At 57.9% G+C, this 16,964-nt stretch carries 19 protein-coding genes; 16 read left to right on the top strand and 3 right to left on the bottom strand.

Annotated features, from left to right (window positions below):
• On the top strand, window positions 1-486 hold a 486-nt coding region (locus ACP7B7_RS27775), incomplete at its 5' end, for a YybH family protein (protein WP_426078854.1).
• Window positions 487-525: 39 nt separating this feature from the next.
• On the opposite strand, the gene ACP7B7_RS27770 is transcribed toward ACP7B7_RS27775, so the two are convergent.
• On the bottom strand, window positions 526-870 hold the full coding sequence (locus ACP7B7_RS27770) for a CzcE family metal-binding protein (RefSeq protein WP_083287603.1): 345 nt from the start codon (window positions 868-870) through the stop codon (window positions 526-528).
• Window positions 871-1,411: 541 nt separating this feature from the next.
• Between ACP7B7_RS27770 and ACP7B7_RS27765 the strand changes: the two genes are divergently transcribed.
• The 8 genes from ACP7B7_RS27765 to ACP7B7_RS27730 all read left to right on the top strand — a co-directional run bounded on the left by ACP7B7_RS27765 (window position 1,412) and on the right by ACP7B7_RS27730 (window position 6,660).
• A complete protein-coding gene (locus ACP7B7_RS27765) occupies window positions 1,412-1,738 on the top strand; it encodes an ArsR/SmtB family transcription factor (protein ID WP_070289040.1) in 327 nt (108 codons plus the stop codon).
• 57 nt (window positions 1,739-1,795) lie between these two features.
• Window positions 1,796-2,296, top strand: a complete 501-nt coding sequence (locus tag ACP7B7_RS27760; protein ID WP_070289039.1) for an arsenate reductase ArsC — start codon at window positions 1,796-1,798, stop codon at window positions 2,294-2,296.
• Between the two features lie 69 nt (window positions 2,297-2,365).
• Window positions 2,366-2,875, top strand: a complete 510-nt coding sequence (locus tag ACP7B7_RS27755; RefSeq protein ID WP_070289038.1) for an arsenate reductase ArsC — start codon at window positions 2,366-2,368, stop codon at window positions 2,873-2,875.
• On the top strand, window positions 2,869-4,152 hold the full coding sequence (locus ACP7B7_RS27750; RefSeq protein ID WP_070289037.1) for an arsenic transporter: 1,284 nt from the start codon (window positions 2,869-2,871) through the stop codon (window positions 4,150-4,152). Before ACP7B7_RS27755 ends, ACP7B7_RS27750 begins: the two co-directional genes overlap by 7 nt.
• Window positions 4,153-4,166: 14 nt before the next feature.
• Complete coding sequence (gene arsC, locus ACP7B7_RS27745; protein WP_070289036.1) at window positions 4,167-4,598, top strand: arsenate reductase (glutaredoxin); 432 nt, start codon at window positions 4,167-4,169, stop codon at window positions 4,596-4,598.
• On the top strand, window positions 4,591-5,334 hold the full coding sequence (gene arsH / locus ACP7B7_RS27740) for an arsenical resistance protein ArsH (protein ID WP_070289034.1): 744 nt from the start codon (window positions 4,591-4,593) through the stop codon (window positions 5,332-5,334). Before arsC ends, arsH begins: the two co-directional genes overlap by 8 nt.
• A gap of 77 nt (window positions 5,335-5,411) precedes the next feature.
• Window positions 5,412-6,071, top strand: coding sequence for an NADPH-dependent FMN reductase (locus ACP7B7_RS27735; protein ID WP_198511367.1), 660 nt, complete (start codon window positions 5,412-5,414; stop codon window positions 6,069-6,071).
• A 103-nt stretch (window positions 6,072-6,174) separates the two neighbouring features.
• Window positions 6,175-6,660 (top strand): arsinothricin resistance N-acetyltransferase ArsN1 family B, encoded by a 486-nt coding sequence (locus tag ACP7B7_RS27730; protein ID WP_070289033.1) that lies wholly within the window; start codon window positions 6,175-6,177, stop codon window positions 6,658-6,660.
• Window positions 6,661-6,702: 42 nt separating this feature from the next.
• On the opposite strand, the gene ACP7B7_RS27725 is transcribed toward ACP7B7_RS27730, so the two are convergent.
• Together ACP7B7_RS27725 and ACP7B7_RS27720 are read right to left on the bottom strand one after the other, a co-directional pair.
• Entirely contained in the window at window positions 6,703-8,130 is a 1,428-nt protein-coding gene (locus ACP7B7_RS27725; RefSeq protein ID WP_070289031.1) for a heavy metal sensor histidine kinase, read from the bottom strand.
• Entirely contained in the window at window positions 8,127-8,798 is a 672-nt protein-coding gene (locus tag ACP7B7_RS27720) for a heavy metal response regulator transcription factor (RefSeq protein ID WP_070289029.1), read from the bottom strand. The genes ACP7B7_RS27725 and ACP7B7_RS27720 overlap by 4 nt, the downstream gene beginning before the upstream one ends.
• Window positions 8,799-9,229: 431 nt before the next feature.
• Here ACP7B7_RS27720 and ACP7B7_RS27715 point away from each other — a divergent pair, with 431 nt between their 5' ends.
• The 7 genes from ACP7B7_RS27715 to ACP7B7_RS27685 all read left to right on the top strand — a co-directional run bounded on the left by ACP7B7_RS27715 (window position 9,230) and on the right by ACP7B7_RS27685 (window position 16,949).
• Window positions 9,230-9,625, top strand: coding sequence for a hypothetical protein (locus ACP7B7_RS27715; protein WP_139142965.1), 396 nt, complete (start codon window positions 9,230-9,232; stop codon window positions 9,623-9,625).
• Between the two features lie 223 nt (window positions 9,626-9,848).
• Window positions 9,849-10,964, top strand: a complete 1,116-nt coding sequence (locus ACP7B7_RS27710) for an efflux RND transporter periplasmic adaptor subunit (protein ID WP_070289025.1) — start codon at window positions 9,849-9,851, stop codon at window positions 10,962-10,964.
• The gene (locus ACP7B7_RS27705) at window positions 10,964-14,047 is read left to right on the top strand and encodes an efflux RND transporter permease subunit (protein WP_426078853.1); all 3,084 of its coding nucleotides are present in this window, start codon (window positions 10,964-10,966) and stop codon (window positions 14,045-14,047) included. Before ACP7B7_RS27710 ends, ACP7B7_RS27705 begins: the two co-directional genes overlap by 1 nt.
• Window positions 14,040-14,342, top strand: coding sequence for a DUF3240 family protein (locus ACP7B7_RS27700; RefSeq protein ID WP_070289021.1), 303 nt, complete (start codon window positions 14,040-14,042; stop codon window positions 14,340-14,342). Before ACP7B7_RS27705 ends, ACP7B7_RS27700 begins: the two co-directional genes overlap by 8 nt.
• Window positions 14,339-15,568, top strand: coding sequence for a TolC family protein (locus ACP7B7_RS27695; RefSeq protein WP_070289019.1), 1,230 nt, complete (start codon window positions 14,339-14,341; stop codon window positions 15,566-15,568). Before ACP7B7_RS27700 ends, ACP7B7_RS27695 begins: the two co-directional genes overlap by 4 nt.
• A 50-nt stretch (window positions 15,569-15,618) precedes the next feature.
• Window positions 15,619-16,329 carry a HupE/UreJ family protein gene (locus tag ACP7B7_RS27690; RefSeq protein ID WP_070289017.1) on the top strand — a complete coding sequence of 237 codons (711 nt, stop codon included), beginning with the start codon at window positions 15,619-15,621 and terminating at the stop codon, window positions 16,327-16,329.
• A 26-nt stretch (window positions 16,330-16,355) separates the two neighbouring features.
• Complete coding sequence (locus ACP7B7_RS27685) at window positions 16,356-16,949, top strand: hypothetical protein (protein WP_083287602.1); 594 nt, start codon at window positions 16,356-16,358, stop codon at window positions 16,947-16,949.
• Window positions 16,950-16,964: the final 15 nt, after the last annotated feature.

The raw sequence follows: 16,964 nt of genomic DNA, 5'->3' as shown, positions 1-16,964 counted from the left end.
TTCTTGTTGTCATGTTCAACTCCTCAGGTGGTGTATTTTCCACCTATCGAGGTGTCCGAGCAAATTAGACCACAGCAGATCGCTATTTCCGTATTCAGTCTTCCCCTATACGCCGCCACACCAACTGAAACTGTTGCTGCATTTCACGAAGCGCTCGCCAGCGGAATATCCGAGCAGGCGAGCACTTTGCTTAGCCCTGAAATTAAAATTTACGAATCTGGGCATGTTGAGCGTTCACGTGATGAATACGCTGGCCATCACCTGCCAGCCGATACCGCCTTTGCTAAGGCCACTAAAAGCAAAGTCCTAAAACAAAACGAACGTATTGATGGAAACCTGGCCGTCGTGATGCAGGAAACAGAGACCACAGGACAATTCCAGGGCAAAAATGTGCACTTATTCGGCACGGAAACAGCTTTGCTCGAAAAACAGGGCGATCAATGGGTCATCTTTCATCTGCACTGGTCGTCCCGCAAATCTCAATAACTTCATGAGCCAGCAGTACACTGGCGGGCGTACATGTAATTAGTTGGCGTAGGTCGGGTTAGGTGCCACGTACACACGTACGCCGTGGGTATTCACGCCAGACGGCGCAATTGCCGAAAAGTCAAAGCTCGAATTGGCTCGTAGCGTATCGAACTGCCAAGTGAACGTCTTACCATCCACATCAAACTTGACGACGTCGCCCTGGGCGACATTCACATACTTCGTAGTCGATGAAATCGTGATAGTGCGCGTGGCGGCCGGCGCCGGAGCAGCACTGCCAAACGCTGGATTCGAGTGCATTTCGCCTTGGTGTGCCATCGCGGCAAGCGGGCTGAGAGCGATGACAGCAAAAACGGCGACGATGTTGGCTTTGATGGATTTCATTGGAATGTCCTTATTTTTCAGGTGCGGGTGAATGAAGTTGCGGATCCGATGAAGCTATTCTACGTAGGGGACCCGCACACCCGAATGACTGAAACATTACATTTTCATTACAGAAACCTTGATAATTTGATTAAGGTAGCAGGTTCGAAGTGGAACCGCGACTTTCTTGCGGCAACATGCTAGGCGCAGCAATGGTTTATCAAGAGTAGGTCGAGTGTGAAGATAGGCATGCCGTCGTTGCGGCCGCCAAGCATTCGCTTTAAGCGCTAGCAGTACCGCCATTTGATTGAGCAGCTTATTACCTCTCGATAAGTCGTTTGTCGCCAGATACATGCGATACCAGAGTTTCCAACGTGCTGAGAGACGCACACCTCTGCCACTGAGTACGAAGATTCAGCTAATTGGTATGTCGATACGTCTGGAGAAGACCAGGACGTCAAGAGTTCCGTACCAAGGTGAATCGATAGCCGCGCATAAAAATAGGTTTACATTAATTTCATAATTCGATTATTATAGAAATATGAAATTAAAAGGAGTGCACATGGAAACTAAAAATGTCATCGCTGCGTTGGCGGCACTGGCACAGGAGTCACGCCTGGCCATCTTTCGCTTGCTTGTCCAGACCGGACCGCAAGGGATGGCGGCAACGAAGATTGCCGAACAGCTGGGCATCCCGCCATCTTCCCTGTCATTTCACTTGAAGGAACTGGTGCACGCGGACCTGATCGTGCCGCGCCAAGATGGACGCTTTGTCATCTACGCCGCGCATATCGACAGCATGAATGCCCTGATCGGCTTTTTGACCGAAAACTGCTGCGGCGGCGCGCCTTGCACTACTGCGCAAGGCGCAGCCTGTGATGCCGCATGAATCCAAACGTACAAATTGAATCGCCCCCCAACCAACGCAGTGATTAAAGGATTCGTCATGACCGACAAAGTGTACAACGTGTTGTTTCTCTGTACCGGCAACTCAGCCCGTAGCGTGATGGCCGAGGCGCTGGTCTCCACCATGGGCAAGGGCCGCTTCCGTGGCTTTTCGGCTGGCAGCCACCCGGGCGGCAGCGTCAACCCATTCGCCATCGAGCAAATTGAAGCGACCGGCTATCCGCTCGATAAACTGCGCAGCAAGAGCTGGGATGAATTCGGTACTCCAGACGCACCACACATGGACTTCATCATTACTGTGTGCGACAACGCCGCCGGCGAAGTCTGCCCATACTGGCCAGGTCATCCGCTTTCGGCGCACTGGGGATTCGAAGATCCGGCTGCAGCTACTGGCACCGACGCAGAAAAGCGCGAGGTATTCCATAAGGTGTTCCGGCAGATCATGACCCGGATGAACGTTTTCGTCAGTTTGCCGCTGCACATGCTCGAAAAAAACGCGATCCAGCACGAGATCAAGGCAATTGGACAAAGCGCCGTCTAGTAGGCGAGCGCCCCGGCATGCCTGTTGATAACGGGCATGCCTTACTTTTCACTATTTTGCGATAATTTCATGAACGTTCTTTTTTTGTGTACCGGCAACTCTTGCCGATCCATCCTGGCAGAAGCGACTTTCAATCATCTGGCGCCGGCAGGCTGGCATGCGCTGAGCGCAGGCAGTCATCCGGCCGGGGCGCTGCACCCAGGAGCACTGGCGTTGCTGGCCAACGAGCAGATATCGACCCTGGGGTATTACAGCAAGTCCTGGGACGCTCTGCCTTCCGTGCCCGATATCGTCATCACCGTGTGTGCCAGCGCCGCTGGCGAGACGTGCCCGGCCTACCTGGGCCCAGTGCTTCGTAGCCACTGGGGTGTAGACGATCCCGGCCATGTCACGGGGACGGACGCAGCAAAGGACGCTGCTTTCCGGGTGACGTATGGCATTCTGCGCGCACGCATCGAGGCTTTCTTCGCCTTGCCGCTAGAGCAGCTGCAGCATGACCCTGTACGCCTGAAAGCTGAACTCGACAACATTTCTAGTGTCTTTGCCCCGGCTGCCCCCAAGGAGGCGCTCGTATGTTGACTGCTTTCCTGATTTTCTTGGCGACTCTGGTACTGGTTATCTGGCAGCCGCGTGGCTTGGGTATTGGCTGGAGCGCGGCCATCGGCGCTGGCGTCGCGCTGCTGGCTGGTGTCATCCAGTTGTCGGACATGCCCGTCGTCTGGCACATCGTCTGGAATGCAACCGGCACGTTTATCGCCGTCATCATCATCAGCCTGCTGCTCGACAAGGCCGGTTTCTTCGAGTGGGCCGCGCTGCACGTGGCACGCTGGGGAGGTGGTAGCGGCCGCAAGTTGTTTGTCTTGCTGGTCCTGCTGGGCGCCGCTGTCGCTGCGTTGTTTGCCAACGATGGTGCGGCGCTGATACTGACGCCTATCGTGATCGCCATGTTGCTCGAACTGAAGTTTTCAGCCAAAGCTACGTTGGCCTTCGTGATGGCGGCCGGCTTTATCGCCGACACGGCCAGCCTGCCGCTGGTGGTGTCGAACCTGGTCAATATCGTTTCGGCCGACTATTTCAAGATCGGCTTTGCCGAGTATGCGGCCGTGATGGTGCCGGTCAACGCGGTGGCAGTGATAGCGACCCTGCTTGCACTGATGTGGTTTTTCCGCAAGGACATCCCGCAAGACTATGACGTCTCCCAGCTCAAACGCCCCGGCGCCGCGATCCGCGACATGGCGACCTTCAAGGCCGGCTGGCTGGTCCTGGCGCTGCTGCTGATCGGCTTTTTCTGGCTTGAGAGCCTGGGCGTGCCGATCAGTGCCGTGGCCGCCGTTGGCGCCGCTCTGTTGCTGGCTGTCGCCGCTAAAGGCCATGTGATACCCACGCGCGAAGTCATTCGCAATGCACCATGGCAGATCGTTGTTTTTTCTCTGGGCATGTATCTGGTCGTATATGGCCTGCGCAACGCGGGCCTGACCGGCTACCTGACTGGCGTACTCAATTACTTTGCCCAATATGGCGTATGGGGCGCGGCCATGGGCACAGGCGTGCTGACGGCCGTCCTGTCCTCGATCATGAACAATATGCCGACGGTGCTAATCGGGGCCTTGTCGATCGATCCTACCTCAGCGCATGGCGCCGTGCGCGAGGCGATGATTTATGCCAATGTCATTGGCAGTGACCTGGGGCCGAAAATTACCCCTATCGGCAGCCTGGCGACCCTGTTGTGGCTGCATGTCCTCGACAGTAAGAAGATTCACATCTCCTGGGGTTATTACTTCCGCGTCGGCATCGTCCTCACCTTGCCTGTGTTGCTGGTGACCCTGGCGGCGCTGGCACTGCGCCTCAGTTATTAAGGAAAGGATTTATTATGGATATCACTATTTATCACAACCCGGCCTGTGGCACTTCGCGCAACACCCTGGCGTTAATCCGCAATACTGGCACTGAGCCGCAGGTCATCGAATACCTGCAGCAACCGCCAATGCGCGAGACCCTGGTCGATTTGATTGCCCGTGCTGGCTTGAGCGTGCGCGAGGCCATTCGCCAGAAAGGTACGCCGTACCTGGAACTGGGTCTCGACCAGGCCCAAATCAGCGACGAGGCACTGTTGGACGCCATGCTGGCCCATCCCATCCTTATCAATCGTCCGTTCGTGGTCACGCCGCTTGGCGTGCGCCTATGCCGCCCATCGGAGTTGGTGCTTGACGTTCTGCCCTTGCCGCAACTGGGCACGTTTGCCAAAGAAGACGGCGAGGCGGTCATCGATGCGCAAGGAAAGCGGGTGGTGCCCCATGTATAAGCCAGTCAAGGACTTGCCCAATATCAGTGCTGCGCACCTCGATACGCCGACGGTTGATAAACTTATGCCAGCGACGGTGGCAACGCATCCGCCGCGCATGCTCTTGCTGTACGGCTCGCTACGTGAACGCTCGTTCAGCCGCTTGCTGACTCTGGAGGCGGAGCGGCTGCTGCAGAATTTTGGCGCCGAGACGCGGGTTTTCGACCCGCATGGCTTGCCCATGGTCGACAGCGTCAGCCCTGACCATCCCAAGGTGCAGGAGCTGCGCGAGCTGTCGCTCTGGTCGGAAGGCCAGGTTTGGTGCAGTCCGGAACGCCATGGCGCTGTGACAGGTGTGTTCAAGTCACAAATTGACTGGCTGCCGCTGGAAATGGGCAGCGTGCGTCCGACGCAGGGGCGGACCCTTGCGGTGATGCAAGTGTCGGGCGGCTCGCAATCGTTCAACGCCGTCAACGGCTTGCGCGTGCTGGGCCGCTGGATGCGCATGGTGACCATTCCGAACCAGTCGTCCGTTGCCAAGGCATACCAGGAGTTCGACGAAAACGACCGCATGAAGCCGTCGCCATATTACGACCGCCTGGTCGACGTCATGGAGGAATTGTATAAATTCACCCTGGTGGTGCGCGATCGCTCGGATTACCTGACCAGCCGCTATAGCGAGCGCAAGGAATCCATGCCGGCCGAAGTACGCGCCCTCGCCGAAGCGGCCATGAATCACGAGACGCCAAGCAAATAGGCTGTTTTCATGTTGGCCCGTTCGCCGGGTTTTCACTGCACGATGACCTAGCCGAGGTTTTGGCTGGAAAGGGTAAGATGAAGATGAAAATTCTGGTGTTTCTCGGTTCTATTCGCACCAGCACACCGCCCCTGCCTGCGCGCGTGGGCGAACGGGTCGCCAAGGCCATCGTGGCGCAGTGCCGCCATGATGGCCACAATGTGGTGCTCATCGATCCGCTCGATTACGAGCTAGGTGACGTGTTCAAGCCACACTTTTCCTATGCGCAGGGGCGCGCGCCCTTGCCGTTGGAGCAACTGGCCAGTGAGATTGCCAGCGCCGATGGGTATGTGATGGTCAGTTCTGAATACAATCATTCAATGAGTCCGGCACTGATGCATTTACTGAACCACTTTGGCAGTTCTTTGTTTGCCTTCAAGCCCAGCGCCATCGTCACTTATTCGGCGGGCCAGTGGGGTGGTGTGCGGGCGGCGGTGGGTATGCGCGCTTTTCTGTCCGAGCTGGGCTGTTTGCCGGTGTCGGCCATGATCCATATTCCGACAGCACATACTGTTTTTGCTGCCGATGGCAGCTTTGCACCTGAAGTCGACAGTACGCGTTGGGTTTCCTATATCGAACGCACCTTTTCCCAGTTGATCTGGTGGGCAGAGGCCGCAGGACGGGAGCGGGCCCGCTCGGGAGGCACAGGGCCTTCACCAGCTTTTCTGCGCGATCCTACTCAACGCAATGCGCCGTGAAGCCACATAGGATGGATTATTGCTAGAATGATACTTTAGGGTGCCGTGCGTAGTTTGCGGCCGTGCTCCTTCCTGCCATTTCACGTCTATTTGGATCCCGCTGATGATTCGACTTGCCACTACCGCCGATGCTGCTGCGATCGCCACGATATACAACCATTACGTCAGCAGCTCCACCATCACGTTTGAAGAGCAGATGGTCGCCATCGATGAGATGGCCCAGCGCATCGCTTCTGTGGGTGCGCAGTTGCCGTGGTACGTCTTTGAACGCGATGGTCAAATACTAGGTTACGCCTACGCAACGCCCTGGCGTGCCCGGAGCGCCTATCGTTTTTCGGTCGAGTCAACGGTGTACGTGGCGCACGATGGAGTCGGTCAGGGCATCGGCCGACAGCTTTACAGTACCCTGATCGAGGAGCTCCGGCACCGCCAACTGCAAGTGGTCATTGGTGGCATTGCGCAGCCCAATGAATCTAGCGTTGCTTTGCACGAGCGCCTAGGATTTGAGAAGGTGGCCATGTTCAAGCGGGTTGGCTGTAAATTTGATCAGTGGATTGATGTCGGATACTGGGAGCTGCAGCTTGCTTAGTTAACCGCTGAGCACAAGATTTCTGTCCTCAAAAATCCATTTTCAGCGCTTAACTGTTTCGTTCGATGCTGTCGTGCCAGGAAAAAATAGCGTGAATTGGGTAACTCCATCAAGCTCACTCGTGACACTGGCTCGGCCATGGTGAAGCGCCATGATGGATTTGACGATTGAAAGACCCAATCCAGCGGAGGCTGACGTACTGGCCCTCGATTTATCGGAACGGTAGAACCGGTCAAACAACCGCGACAGGTGTTCCTGCGCGATGCCTGGGCCAGGATTGGAAACAGAAACTACGGCCCCGTCGTCGTCCTCTATCGCCTTGAGCAAGATAATTTCGCCCTTCGGCGTGTACCGAAGAGCGTTCGATACAAGGTTACTCACCGCGCGGCGAAGCAGGTGCCCATCAGCAAGCACTTTACCTGAGGCGATGACGATGAATGATATCCCTGCGTCGGATGCCGGCCCTTCAAAATACTCGGCGATTCGCGTCAGCTCAACATCCATATCAAGCTGCTCAGTTGCTAGCGAAACTTGGTCATGGTCAGCCCGCGCCAAAAATAATATGCTTTCCACCATTCTAGCTAGACGGCCAAACTCCTCGTAGTTAGATGAAAGCAGGTTTTGATATTCATCGGATGATCTGGGCTGAGACAGGGCAACTTCTGTTTGAACCATCAGATTGTTGAGAGGCGTACGCAAATCGTGTGCCAAGTCATCTGCAAACTGGGAAAGGTTATTAAAGCTATTTTGCAGGCGGTCAAGCACCTCATTGAACGAATCAGCCAGTATCTGGATTTCCTTCGGTGCTGATTTTGCATGCAAGCGCACTTCCAAATTGTGCGCACTGACTTGCTGAGCTTGCTGCGCGATGAGCTTTACTTTGTGCAACGCGCGACGTACTAGTAGAAACCCCAGTAGGGCTGTTAGCACCGCACCAAAGAAGCCCGATGCAAGCACTTTTAACTTGTATGCAGATAGAACAGCTGCGCGGCTCTCTTCGCTTCTGGCGAGCGTGATTTTCACCACGGAACCTGTCGAACCAACGGTACCCAGGGCAGCAATAACTCTTAGGTTGGGTTCGCTATGCCCTGGTGCAGCACGTACGTGAGATGGCTCTGGCAACGTCTCTACCGGTACAGCCCGACTGGCATGCATGAATGAACGGTCACGGGTATTGCGGGTTAATTCTTCACCGTCTTGTGCCTGCATAACGAGCAAAAAGCCGCCATGCAAATCGACCGCATCTAAAAAACGGTGCGGATCCACACGAATCGACTCTACACTCGGTGTTTCCTCAAGCATATGTCTGATGAACACAATACGGTCGACAAGGTCTGCGTCATCCCGTGCTTGGAGCTGTACCGTGAGAGCTTGATAGAGATAGATGCCTAAGGCCGAAAATACAATTGCCGAGATGCAGGCGAAGAGCGCCCCCAGCTGCGTGGTGAGAGACCAGTTCTTGGTCTTCATTGTCTATCTTCTAATACATAGCCCATACTCCGAATCGTATGGATCAGTTTTACCTCGAAGGGGTCGTCAATTTTTGCTCGTAGACGGCGTACCGCGACATCCACCACGTTCGTGTCGCTGTCAAAATTCATATCCCAGACTTGCGATGCAATCAACGGCCGGGATAAAACTTGTCCGACCCGTTTGGATAGCAAATGCAAAAGTGCAAATTCTTTCGCAGTCAAATCAATCCGAACACCGGCCCGTATTACTCTTCGCTTAGGAATGTCCAGTTCCAGATCGGCAATCTGAAAAATATCAGCTTCTCTGATCGGCCCTCGGCGCAACAACGTTCGAATACGAACAAGCAACTCAACAAAAGCGAATGGCTTAACTAAGTAATCATCTGCACCAAGCTCCAGACCCTTGATGCGGTCATCGAGCCCATCCCGTGCGGTAAGAAATAGCACCGGCGTATCAACCGTTTTGCGCAACTCAGAGATGATTTGCCAACCATCTAAGCCCGGAAGCATGACGTCAAGCACGATCAGGTCATAATGGGCAGTAGTGGCAGCGTGAAGTCCGTCGGGTCCAGTTCTCGCCAAGTCAACCACGAAGCCAGACTCGTTCAGACCTTTCTGGATATATTCGCCCGCCTTTTGCTCGTCTTCCACCACTAATAATCGCATATCACTTTTTCACTAGTTCAACTGCTGTGTCCACGTTCTGCGGATGGCGAAGATCCCCGTCGGTCTCTGTCTTTAGTCTACATTGGAAAGGTGACAGTCGTCTAACGCCAGGATTACAATCCTGTCAGAATTGAACTGTTTACCAGTGCTAATGAGAATACGAAGAAAGGTGTCTGCACTTTTTTAAACTTTTCACAACAGCGCCATGATATGAACGCTGACAAGGAGGGCGCGCTATCGGTCGGCAGGCTTACAACGAGCAGAAAGCGTTGTAGATGGATGGTTCTCATGACTGCCGTATGTCTGAATGTTAAAACGTTTGCAAGAAATTTCGACCTCATTGTTTGCCAAATGTTTTCATGTGATGTGGTGAAATTTTTCTCTTGCAAGTAGCCCTCGCAAAGTCATGACAGGCGTGATACATTCCGGGCATGCGCAAGTCACTCTCCCATTACCTCGCTTTTTTCCTGTTCGTCATGTTCATGACGAACAGCGGCGCATGGACGGGGAGCAGCGTTCGCCTGGCACATGAGATGGCGCATATCGGCCAGCTCGACCAGGATGCCGGTGAGCATGAGCATGCCCACCTGGGCCACAGTGACGACGGCGATCATGATGATCGCAACAATGAGGTGCCCGGCAAGTCCGGACACCAGGCCTTGCACGCCGTCGACCACCTTCAGTTTTTCCCGGATACCGCCTTTGGTGGTTTTTCCATGCTGGCTGCGGACGCCAATGTCCCGCCGCAATTCGTCACCCTGCGCTTGCCGCTCCCATCGTACGACCCTCCGTTCCGCCCGCCTTGTAGCGGTGCGCTGACAGCCTAACTCCGTCTGCAAGACCGGGAGCCTGCGCTCCCCATCCAGCATCTGCCGGGGTAGACGCGCGCCCTGATGCGCCGCGCGTCTCTGTCCTCGTTGCATCTTTACCTTGTGCTGCCTTCCTTCACAGCCGCCACTTTGGCGCACCTGGGGAGCGTTGGCGTGCCTGGCCTGCGGGCCATGGCGTCGATTGCCCGGTAGCCCTGTCTGTCTCATTCAGGAAAGAATCATGAAAACAAGAGAAATACTCTCACCCTTGTGCCTGGCGCTTGCGCTGGCATGGTGCCTTCCGTCGTCCGCTGCGGAGCGCTCGGCCAAATTTGCTGTCACGGAACAGCAGATGAAAGCCCTCGATATTCAAGTGCGGGCATTGCAGCGCGATGCCGAGCTGGTCGTGCTGAACCTGCCTGCACAAGTCACGTTGCCCGCCAGTGGTGAACAGATTGTCAGCTCGCCCGTGACGGGCTTGGCGGTCCAGTTGTACGTGCAGCCGAACCAGGTAGTCAAGCGCGGTGCACCATTGCTGCGCCTGGTGAGCCAGGAACTCGGGCCTTTGCAATTGCAATTGCTGCAAGCTGCGAGCCGGGCCGGCCTGGCCCGCCAGACTGCGCAGCGCGAACGCGCCTTGTTCGATGAAGGCATCATCGCCCAGCGCCGTGTGCAAGAGGCGCAGGCAACGCTGCAAGATAGCGAGGCGACATTACGCCAGGCAAAAGCCGCGCTGCGCCTAGCTGGTTTGTCGGCACAGTCTATCGAACGCATTATCGCCAGCGGCAAGCTGGAGGATGGATTGACGCTCACGGCCACCCAGGCCGGCATCGTGACCAACATCGAGGTCAAGCCGGGTCAGCGAATCGACCCTGCCACCGCCTTGCTGCACCTGACGCAAGTGGATCGCCTGGCACTGGACATCCAGGCGCCTGCCGCTGAATCTGCGGCTTGGCGGGTCGGCGGCGCCTTGCAGATAGAGGGGCGCAACAGCAAGGCACGCATCGTCAGTATCAGTCCGGTCGTCGCACCCGGTAGCCAGACGGTCGCTATTCGCGCCGAACTGGATGCTGGGACAAGCGGCTTGCGGCCCGGTGAAATGGTCACCGTGCAATTGCCGTTGAGTGCCAATACTGCCGCCTGGGACGTGCCGCTGGCCGCGCTGGCACACGACGGCAAGCAAGCTTACGTTTTTGTGCGAAATAAGGATGGCTTTGAAGCCCATCCGGTGACCGTCGTCAGTAGCGCCGGGCAGCGCGTGCGCGTGTCCGGGAAGCTGAAGGCAGGCGATCATCTCGCCATCTCCGGCGTCGTGGCCCTGAAAGGCTCTTGGCTTGGCGAAAAAGGAGGCAGTTGATGTTAGCCCGTCTGATTCAGGCCTGTCTCTCGCAACGGCTATTTGTCCTGCTGGCGGCGTTGATGCTGAGTGGTGCTGGCTGGTATGCCTTCAACCAGTTGCCCATCGACGCCTTTCCGGACGTCTCAAGTACCCAGGTCAAGATCATCATGAAGGCCCCCGGCATGACGCCGGAAGAAGTGGAAAGCCGCATTGCTGTGCCGATCGAAGTCGAAATGCTGGGAATTCCCAAGACCAAAGTCCTGCGTTCGGTCACGAAATATGGCCTGGCCGACGTCACCATCGACTTTCAGGACGGCACTGATATTTTCTGGGCCCGCCAGCAAGTCAGTGAACGGCTTGCCGGTATCACCGAGAGCTTGCCCGGTGGCATCAGCGGTGGCATGGCGCCGATCACCACGCCGCTGGGTGAAATGTTCATGTTTACCATCGAGGGCGGCGGTCTTTCCCTGGCCGAGCGCCGCAGTTTGCTCGACTGGGTGATCCGCCCCGCCTTGCGCACGGTGCCAGGGGTGGCTGACGTCAATGCCTTGGGAGGTGTCGTACGCGCCTTTGAGGTCGTGCCTAATCCGCTGGCCATGGCGGCCGGCGGCGTCACCCTGGCGCAGTTGAGCGAGGCTATTCGCGCCAACAACCGCAACGACGGTGCCGGGCGCCTGGGTGAAGGCGATGAGGTGTTGCTGGTGCGCAGCGAAGGCAGCATTACCAGCCTCGATGATCTGCGCGCGGTCGTCGTCACGGTACAGAACGGGGTGCCGCTACGTGTGGGCGCACTGGCCGAAGTGCGTATCGGCTCACTGACACGCTATGGCGTCGTGACCCAAAGTGGTAAAGGGGAAGCGGTGCAAGGTCTGGTGCTTGGCTTGGCCGGCGCCAATGCGCAGCAAGTGGTCGAAGGCGTGCGCAAGAAGCTCGACGAAATCAAGCCCACCCTGCCCAAGGGCGTCACCCTAAATGTCTTCTATGACCGGGCACAGCTCGTCTCGAAAGCTGTGGGTGCCGTCTCGTCCGCATTATTGGAAGCAACGGTGATTGTCGTTGTCCTGCTGGTGCTGTTCCTTGGCAACTTGCGCGCGGCGCTGACGGTGGCCCTGGTCCTACCGCTGGCGGCGCTGATCACCTTCCTTCTCATGCGCGGCTTCAATATGTCGGCCAATCTGATGAGTTTGGGCGGCCTGGCCATTGCCATCGGCATGCTGGTCGACGCGGCCGTTGTCGTGGTGGAAAACATCGTCCAAAGGCTGGCGCACGATCCGACTGCCGGCAAGTTGCCCCGCCTGCATACGATTTACCGGGCGGTGCGCGAAGTGGCCGTCCCCGTTACCTCCGGCATCGTCATCATCATCACTGTCTTTTTGCCACTGTTGACGCTGCAGGATCTGGAAGGCAAGTTTTTTGCCCCGGTCGCCCTGGCGATCGTTTTTGCGCTGGCCGGCTCGCTGCTGCTGTCGCTGACCGTCATTCCCGTGCTGGCTTCGTATCTGCTGCGCGACGTGGCGCATCAGGAACCCTGGTTGCCGCGCAAGCTGCTGACCTGGTACGAACCCTTTCTGGCCTGGAGCATGCGCCGGCAACGGGTGGTTGCCATCGGCGCCGCAGTCATGTTGCTCGGCGCGGGCTTGCTCTACACACAGGTGGGCAAGACGTTCATGCCAACCATGGATGAGGGCGACCTGATTGTCGGCATCGAAAAGCTGCCTTCCGTCAGCCTGGAGCAAAGCGCTGCGTTGGACCTCAAGATCCATCAGGCCCTGATGCAGGCACTGCCCGAAGTGACGGGCGTGGTGGCGCGCGCGGGTTCTGACGAGATCGGCCTCGACCCGATGGGTTTGAATCAAACCGACACTTATCTCTTGCTCAAGCCACGCGGCGAATGGCGGATGAAGGGCAAGGAAGCGCTGATGGACGAGATCCGCAAGGTACTCGACCAGCTGCCGGGCATTAAATACAGTTTTACGCAACCGATCGAAATGCGCGTGAGCGAGATGATCATTGGCGTGCGCGGCGATATCGCCGTGAAAATCTTCGGTCCCGACCTGGCGCAACTAAACCAGTTCGCGTCGCAGGTGGAAAGCGTGCTGAAAACCATACCGGGCAATCAGGATGTGTACACGGTGCAAAACGATGGCGTGCAATACCTGCGTGTGGCCGTCGACCGCTTGCAGGCTGGCCGATTAGGCCTGAGTGTCGAAGAAATCCAGGACGCGCTGCGGGTGCAAATCGAAGGCCAGCAGGCGGGCCACGCGGTCGAGGGCAATCGACGTACGCCTATCTTGCTGCGCGCCGACGAATCTGTGCGTTTGTCGCCGACGGATTTTGCCGCCGTGCGCATCACCGCCAAGGACGGCAGCAACGTGCCGCTCAGTTCGGTCGCCAAGCTGGAACGGGCCGAGGGGCCGGTCAAGATTGACCGCGAGATGGGTAGCCGCTATAGCGTGGTCATTGCCAATGTCAGCGGGCGCGACCTGGTGGGTTTCGTCAACGAAGCCAAAGCCAGTGTGGCCAAGACGCTGACGCTGCCGACCGGTTACCGCATCACCTGGGGTGGCCAGTTCGAGAATCAGCAGCGCGCGGCCGCCCGGCTGGGTGTCGTCGTTCCGGTGGCATTGGGCTTGATCTTCATTGTCCTGTTTTCCACCTTCCGCTCGGTGCGCCAGGCACTGCTGATACTGTCGATCATCCCGTTCGCCCTGGTGGGTGGCATCGTCGCCTTGTGGGTCACGGGCGAGTATCTGTCGGTGCCGGCATCGGTCGGTTTTATCGCCTTGCTGGGCATCACGGTGCTCAACGGCATCGTTTTGGTCAGCTATTTCAATCAGCTGCGTGCCGAGGGAATGGCCTTGGCCGAGTTGGTGGTGCAAGGAGCGAGACGACGCCTGCGCCCAGTGATGATGACCGCTTCGATCACCGCTTTTGGTTTGATTCCGCTGCTCTTTGCCAGCGGCCCGGGCTCGGAAATCCAGCGCCCCTTGGCCATCGTCGTGATTGGCGGCCTGATCACGGCGACCGCCTTGACCCTGCTGCTGTTGCCCATTCTTTACTTGCGCTTCGCGGTGGCGAAGCAGGAGAAATCCCATGACTGAACTGTGTTTAACCTTGCTGTGTCCTCCAGCACTGGAAGAGCGCGTGCTCGACACGCTGCTGATGAGTAGCGAAATTTCCCTTTTTACCAGTACGGCGGCGGCCGCACACGGCCTGGCGCACGATCGGCTCAGCGCCACCGAGCAAGTACTTGGTTTGGCCAAGATGACACGCATCGATGCACTTCTGCCGGAAGAGCATAAGGATAAGGTGATTGCCATGCTGCGAAAGGTATTCCAGGGTGCTGGTTTGCGTTATTGGTTCACGTCCGTCATCGACGCGGGGGAGGAGCTATGAAATTTGCCTTACTCATTGCGCTGGCGGCAGGTGCGGTCCAGGCCGCGCCACTGCCACCGGCGCCCGGCTTGTTGCCGACAGCGATGGTTCGTCCCTTGCTGGACCAGGATACCGAGGTGGCTGCGGCCCGTGCCGGGCGCGAGATGCTGCGCCAGGATGCCGCGCTGGCGCAGGACTCACCTTATGAATGGACCGCCAAGGTCACGGCCCAGCGGCGTACCGTGGAAGCAGGTCCCCAATACAAGGAGTGGAATGCGGGCGTGGAGCGCACATTGCGTTTGCCGGCCAAGGCCAGTGCCGATCGCCGCATCGGCCAGGCGCTGCTGGACGAGGGTGAGGCGCGCTATGGCGAGGCCTTGCACGAGACCGCCCGTGAATTGTTGGGGCTGTGGCTGGATTGGGCGCACGCAGAACAGGCGCTGGTACTGGCGGCCGAGCACCAGCAGGCGGCCAGCGACAATCTTGCTGCGGTGAACAAGCGCGTCAAGGCAGGTGACGCCGCCGTGCTCGATGCCAGCTTGGCGCGTGGCGATCTGGCCGACCAGCAACGCGTCAGTATCGAAGCCAAAACGGCCGCTGCTGTTGCCTGGGCGCGCCTGCATGCGCGTTTTCCTGGCTTCCAGCGCGAGTTGTCCACCTTGCCTTCCTCGCTGCCCCTTGCCGAGTCGCCGACGTTCTGGCGTGAGCGCATCCTGGCCCAGAGTGACGAACTCAAGATTACCGAGGCGCAACTGCTCAAGGCGCAAGGCCTCAGCGCGCGCATGCGGGCCGAGCGCACGCCAGACCCCACTGTCGGCCTGTACACGGCGTCGGAGGTGGGCGGGCGTGAGCGCATCACGGGTGTCATGTTCAGCATTCCCTTGCCGGGAGCCCACCGGGCCGCACGCGATGGGCGGGCGGTCCAGGCCATGGAGGTGTCGCAGCATGAGGTCGCACGGAAGCGGCGCGCCCTCGATGGCGCCATTGCCGTATCACTGGCATCGGCACAAGGCGCGCATGAAAGCTGGCAAGTGGCCGAAGCGGGCGCGGCGGACATGCGTGACAACGCACGCCTGCTGCAACGTGCCTACACCTTGGGCGAAGCCGATCTTCCTACGCTACTGACGGCGCGGCGCCAGGCAACCACTGCCCAGCAAAACGCCCTAGCGGCGCGGGTGGCGGCGGCGCGTGCGTATTACGGCATCCTGGTCGACGCGCATGTGGTGTGGGACATGGATCATGAATAAGGCACCTTCCAGGCGTCTCCCGACACTATGACTTTTAACAGGAGCAACACATGAAATTGATGACGAACAAGCCGGGCCTTGGCGCCTGGTGGAGCTGGCTGGCCAGCGCCTTGCTGTGGCTATGTGCTGGCGTCGCGGCCGCCCATGGCGTATCCGAGTCCGACAAAGGTTTTCTGCAGGCCAGCAGCGGTATGCAGATCCTGCCGTACATCTATCTGGGCGCCAAGCACATGGTCACCGGCTACGACCATTTGCTGTTTTTGTGCGGCGTGATCTTCTTCCTGTACCGCATGAAGGATATCGGCCTGTATGTGACGCTGTTTGCCATTGGCCACAGCACGACCCTGCTGCTGGGCGTGATCAACGGCTGGCATATCAATGCCTATTTTGTCGACGCCATTATCGGCCTGTCCATCGTGTACCGCGCATTCGACAACCTGGGCGGCTTCCAGACGGTCTTTGGCATACAACCGAACAAGCGGGCGGCCGTGCTGATCTTCGGTTTCTTCCATGGTCTGGGACTGGCCACCAAGCTGCAGGACTTTGCCCTGTCCGCCGATGGCCTGGTGCCGAACATGATTGCCTTCAATGTCGGCGTGGAGATCGGTCAGCTGCTCGCTCTGAGCATGATCCTGATCGCCATGCGCTACTGGCGCAGCACGGCCAGCTTTGTACGGCATGCAGCCACCGGCAATTTCGTCCTGATGACGGCCGGATTCATTCTGGCCGGCTTCCAATTCACCGGCTTTCTCAGCAAATAGGAGCACCACCCATGACATCCCTCCCAATGAACGGCGGCATTTCGGTCGCAAAAAAAGAACTGCTGCGCGGTACCGGCCTGGCGGCCTTGGTTGCCGGCCTCATTTTGACCGTTGCGATCCTGCCTGCCGAATACGGCATCGATCCCACAGGAATCGGCAAGACGCTGGGCTTGACCACCTTGCATCGCCCGGCGGCGAGCGCTGCCGAAAGCGCACCCGCACCGCAGGGCTCGCAGGTAGCGGCGCCGGGCGAGGAACGCGCGCTCACCATTGCTGCCAAGCAAACGGTGCCGTACCGTTCGGACGAGCAGGAAATTACGCTGGCGCCCGGCAAGGGCCTGGAGGTCAAAACCCAACTGGCCAAGGGCGCAACGCTGATTTATTCCTGGGAAACGAAAGGTGGCGCCGTGGTCAATCATGATTTCCATGGCGAGCCAGTCAACGCGCGCGAAGACGAGTTCGAGAGCTTTATCGCCGACAAAGGTGTGAGCAGCTCCAGCGGCTCGCTGATCGCGCCCTTTACGGGCGTGCACGGCTGGTACTGGAAAAATAAATCGGCCGAGCCGGTGACGCTGGTCCTGCGCTCCAGCGGTTTTTACGCCGATATTTACAAAAAGTAAGTAATCCGCTTGATT

The sequence above is a fragment of the Janthinobacterium sp. PSPC3-1 genome, from assembly GCF_049896105.1.
In the GTDB taxonomy this organism is placed as follows: domain Bacteria; phylum Pseudomonadota; class Gammaproteobacteria; order Burkholderiales; family Burkholderiaceae_D; genus Janthinobacterium.
This window is presented reverse-complemented; position numbering and strand designations above follow the sequence as displayed.

Bases quoted from the DNA above. Each gene is read 5' to 3' on its own strand.
- ACP7B7_RS27770 (WP_083287603.1), bottom strand. From the start codon at position 870: ATGAAATCCATCAAAGCCAACATCGTCGCCGTTTTTGCTGTCATCGCT.
- ACP7B7_RS27765 (WP_070289040.1), top strand. From the start codon at position 1,412: ATGGAAACTAAAAATGTCATCGCTGCGTTGGCGGCACTGGCACAGGAG.
- ACP7B7_RS27760 (WP_070289039.1), top strand. From the start codon at position 1,796: ATGACCGACAAAGTGTACAACGTGTTGTTTCTCTGTACCGGCAACTCA.
- ACP7B7_RS27755 (WP_070289038.1), top strand. From the start codon at position 2,366: ATGAACGTTCTTTTTTTGTGTACCGGCAACTCTTGCCGATCCATCCTG.
- ACP7B7_RS27750 (WP_070289037.1), top strand. From the start codon at position 2,869: ATGTTGACTGCTTTCCTGATTTTCTTGGCGACTCTGGTACTGGTTATC.
- arsC (WP_070289036.1), top strand. From the start codon at position 4,167: ATGGATATCACTATTTATCACAACCCGGCCTGTGGCACTTCGCGCAAC.
- arsH (WP_070289034.1), top strand. From the start codon at position 4,591: ATGTATAAGCCAGTCAAGGACTTGCCCAATATCAGTGCTGCGCACCTC.
- ACP7B7_RS27735 (WP_198511367.1), top strand. From the start codon at position 5,412: ATGAAGATGAAAATTCTGGTGTTTCTCGGTTCTATTCGCACCAGCACA.
- ACP7B7_RS27730 (WP_070289033.1), top strand. From the start codon at position 6,175: ATGATTCGACTTGCCACTACCGCCGATGCTGCTGCGATCGCCACGATA.
- ACP7B7_RS27725 (WP_070289031.1), bottom strand. From the start codon at position 8,130: ATGAAGACCAAGAACTGGTCTCTCACCACGCAGCTGGGGGCGCTCTTC.
- ACP7B7_RS27720 (WP_070289029.1), bottom strand. From the start codon at position 8,798: ATGCGATTATTAGTGGTGGAAGACGAGCAAAAGGCGGGCGAATATATC.
- ACP7B7_RS27715 (WP_139142965.1), top strand. From the start codon at position 9,230: ATGCGCAAGTCACTCTCCCATTACCTCGCTTTTTTCCTGTTCGTCATG.
- ACP7B7_RS27710 (WP_070289025.1), top strand. From the start codon at position 9,849: ATGAAAACAAGAGAAATACTCTCACCCTTGTGCCTGGCGCTTGCGCTG.
- ACP7B7_RS27705 (WP_426078853.1), top strand. From the start codon at position 10,964: ATGTTAGCCCGTCTGATTCAGGCCTGTCTCTCGCAACGGCTATTTGTC.
- ACP7B7_RS27700 (WP_070289021.1), top strand. From the start codon at position 14,040: ATGACTGAACTGTGTTTAACCTTGCTGTGTCCTCCAGCACTGGAAGAG.
- ACP7B7_RS27695 (WP_070289019.1), top strand. From the start codon at position 14,339: ATGAAATTTGCCTTACTCATTGCGCTGGCGGCAGGTGCGGTCCAGGCC.
- ACP7B7_RS27690 (WP_070289017.1), top strand. From the start codon at position 15,619: ATGAAATTGATGACGAACAAGCCGGGCCTTGGCGCCTGGTGGAGCTGG.
- ACP7B7_RS27685 (WP_083287602.1), top strand. From the start codon at position 16,356: ATGAACGGCGGCATTTCGGTCGCAAAAAAAGAACTGCTGCGCGGTACC.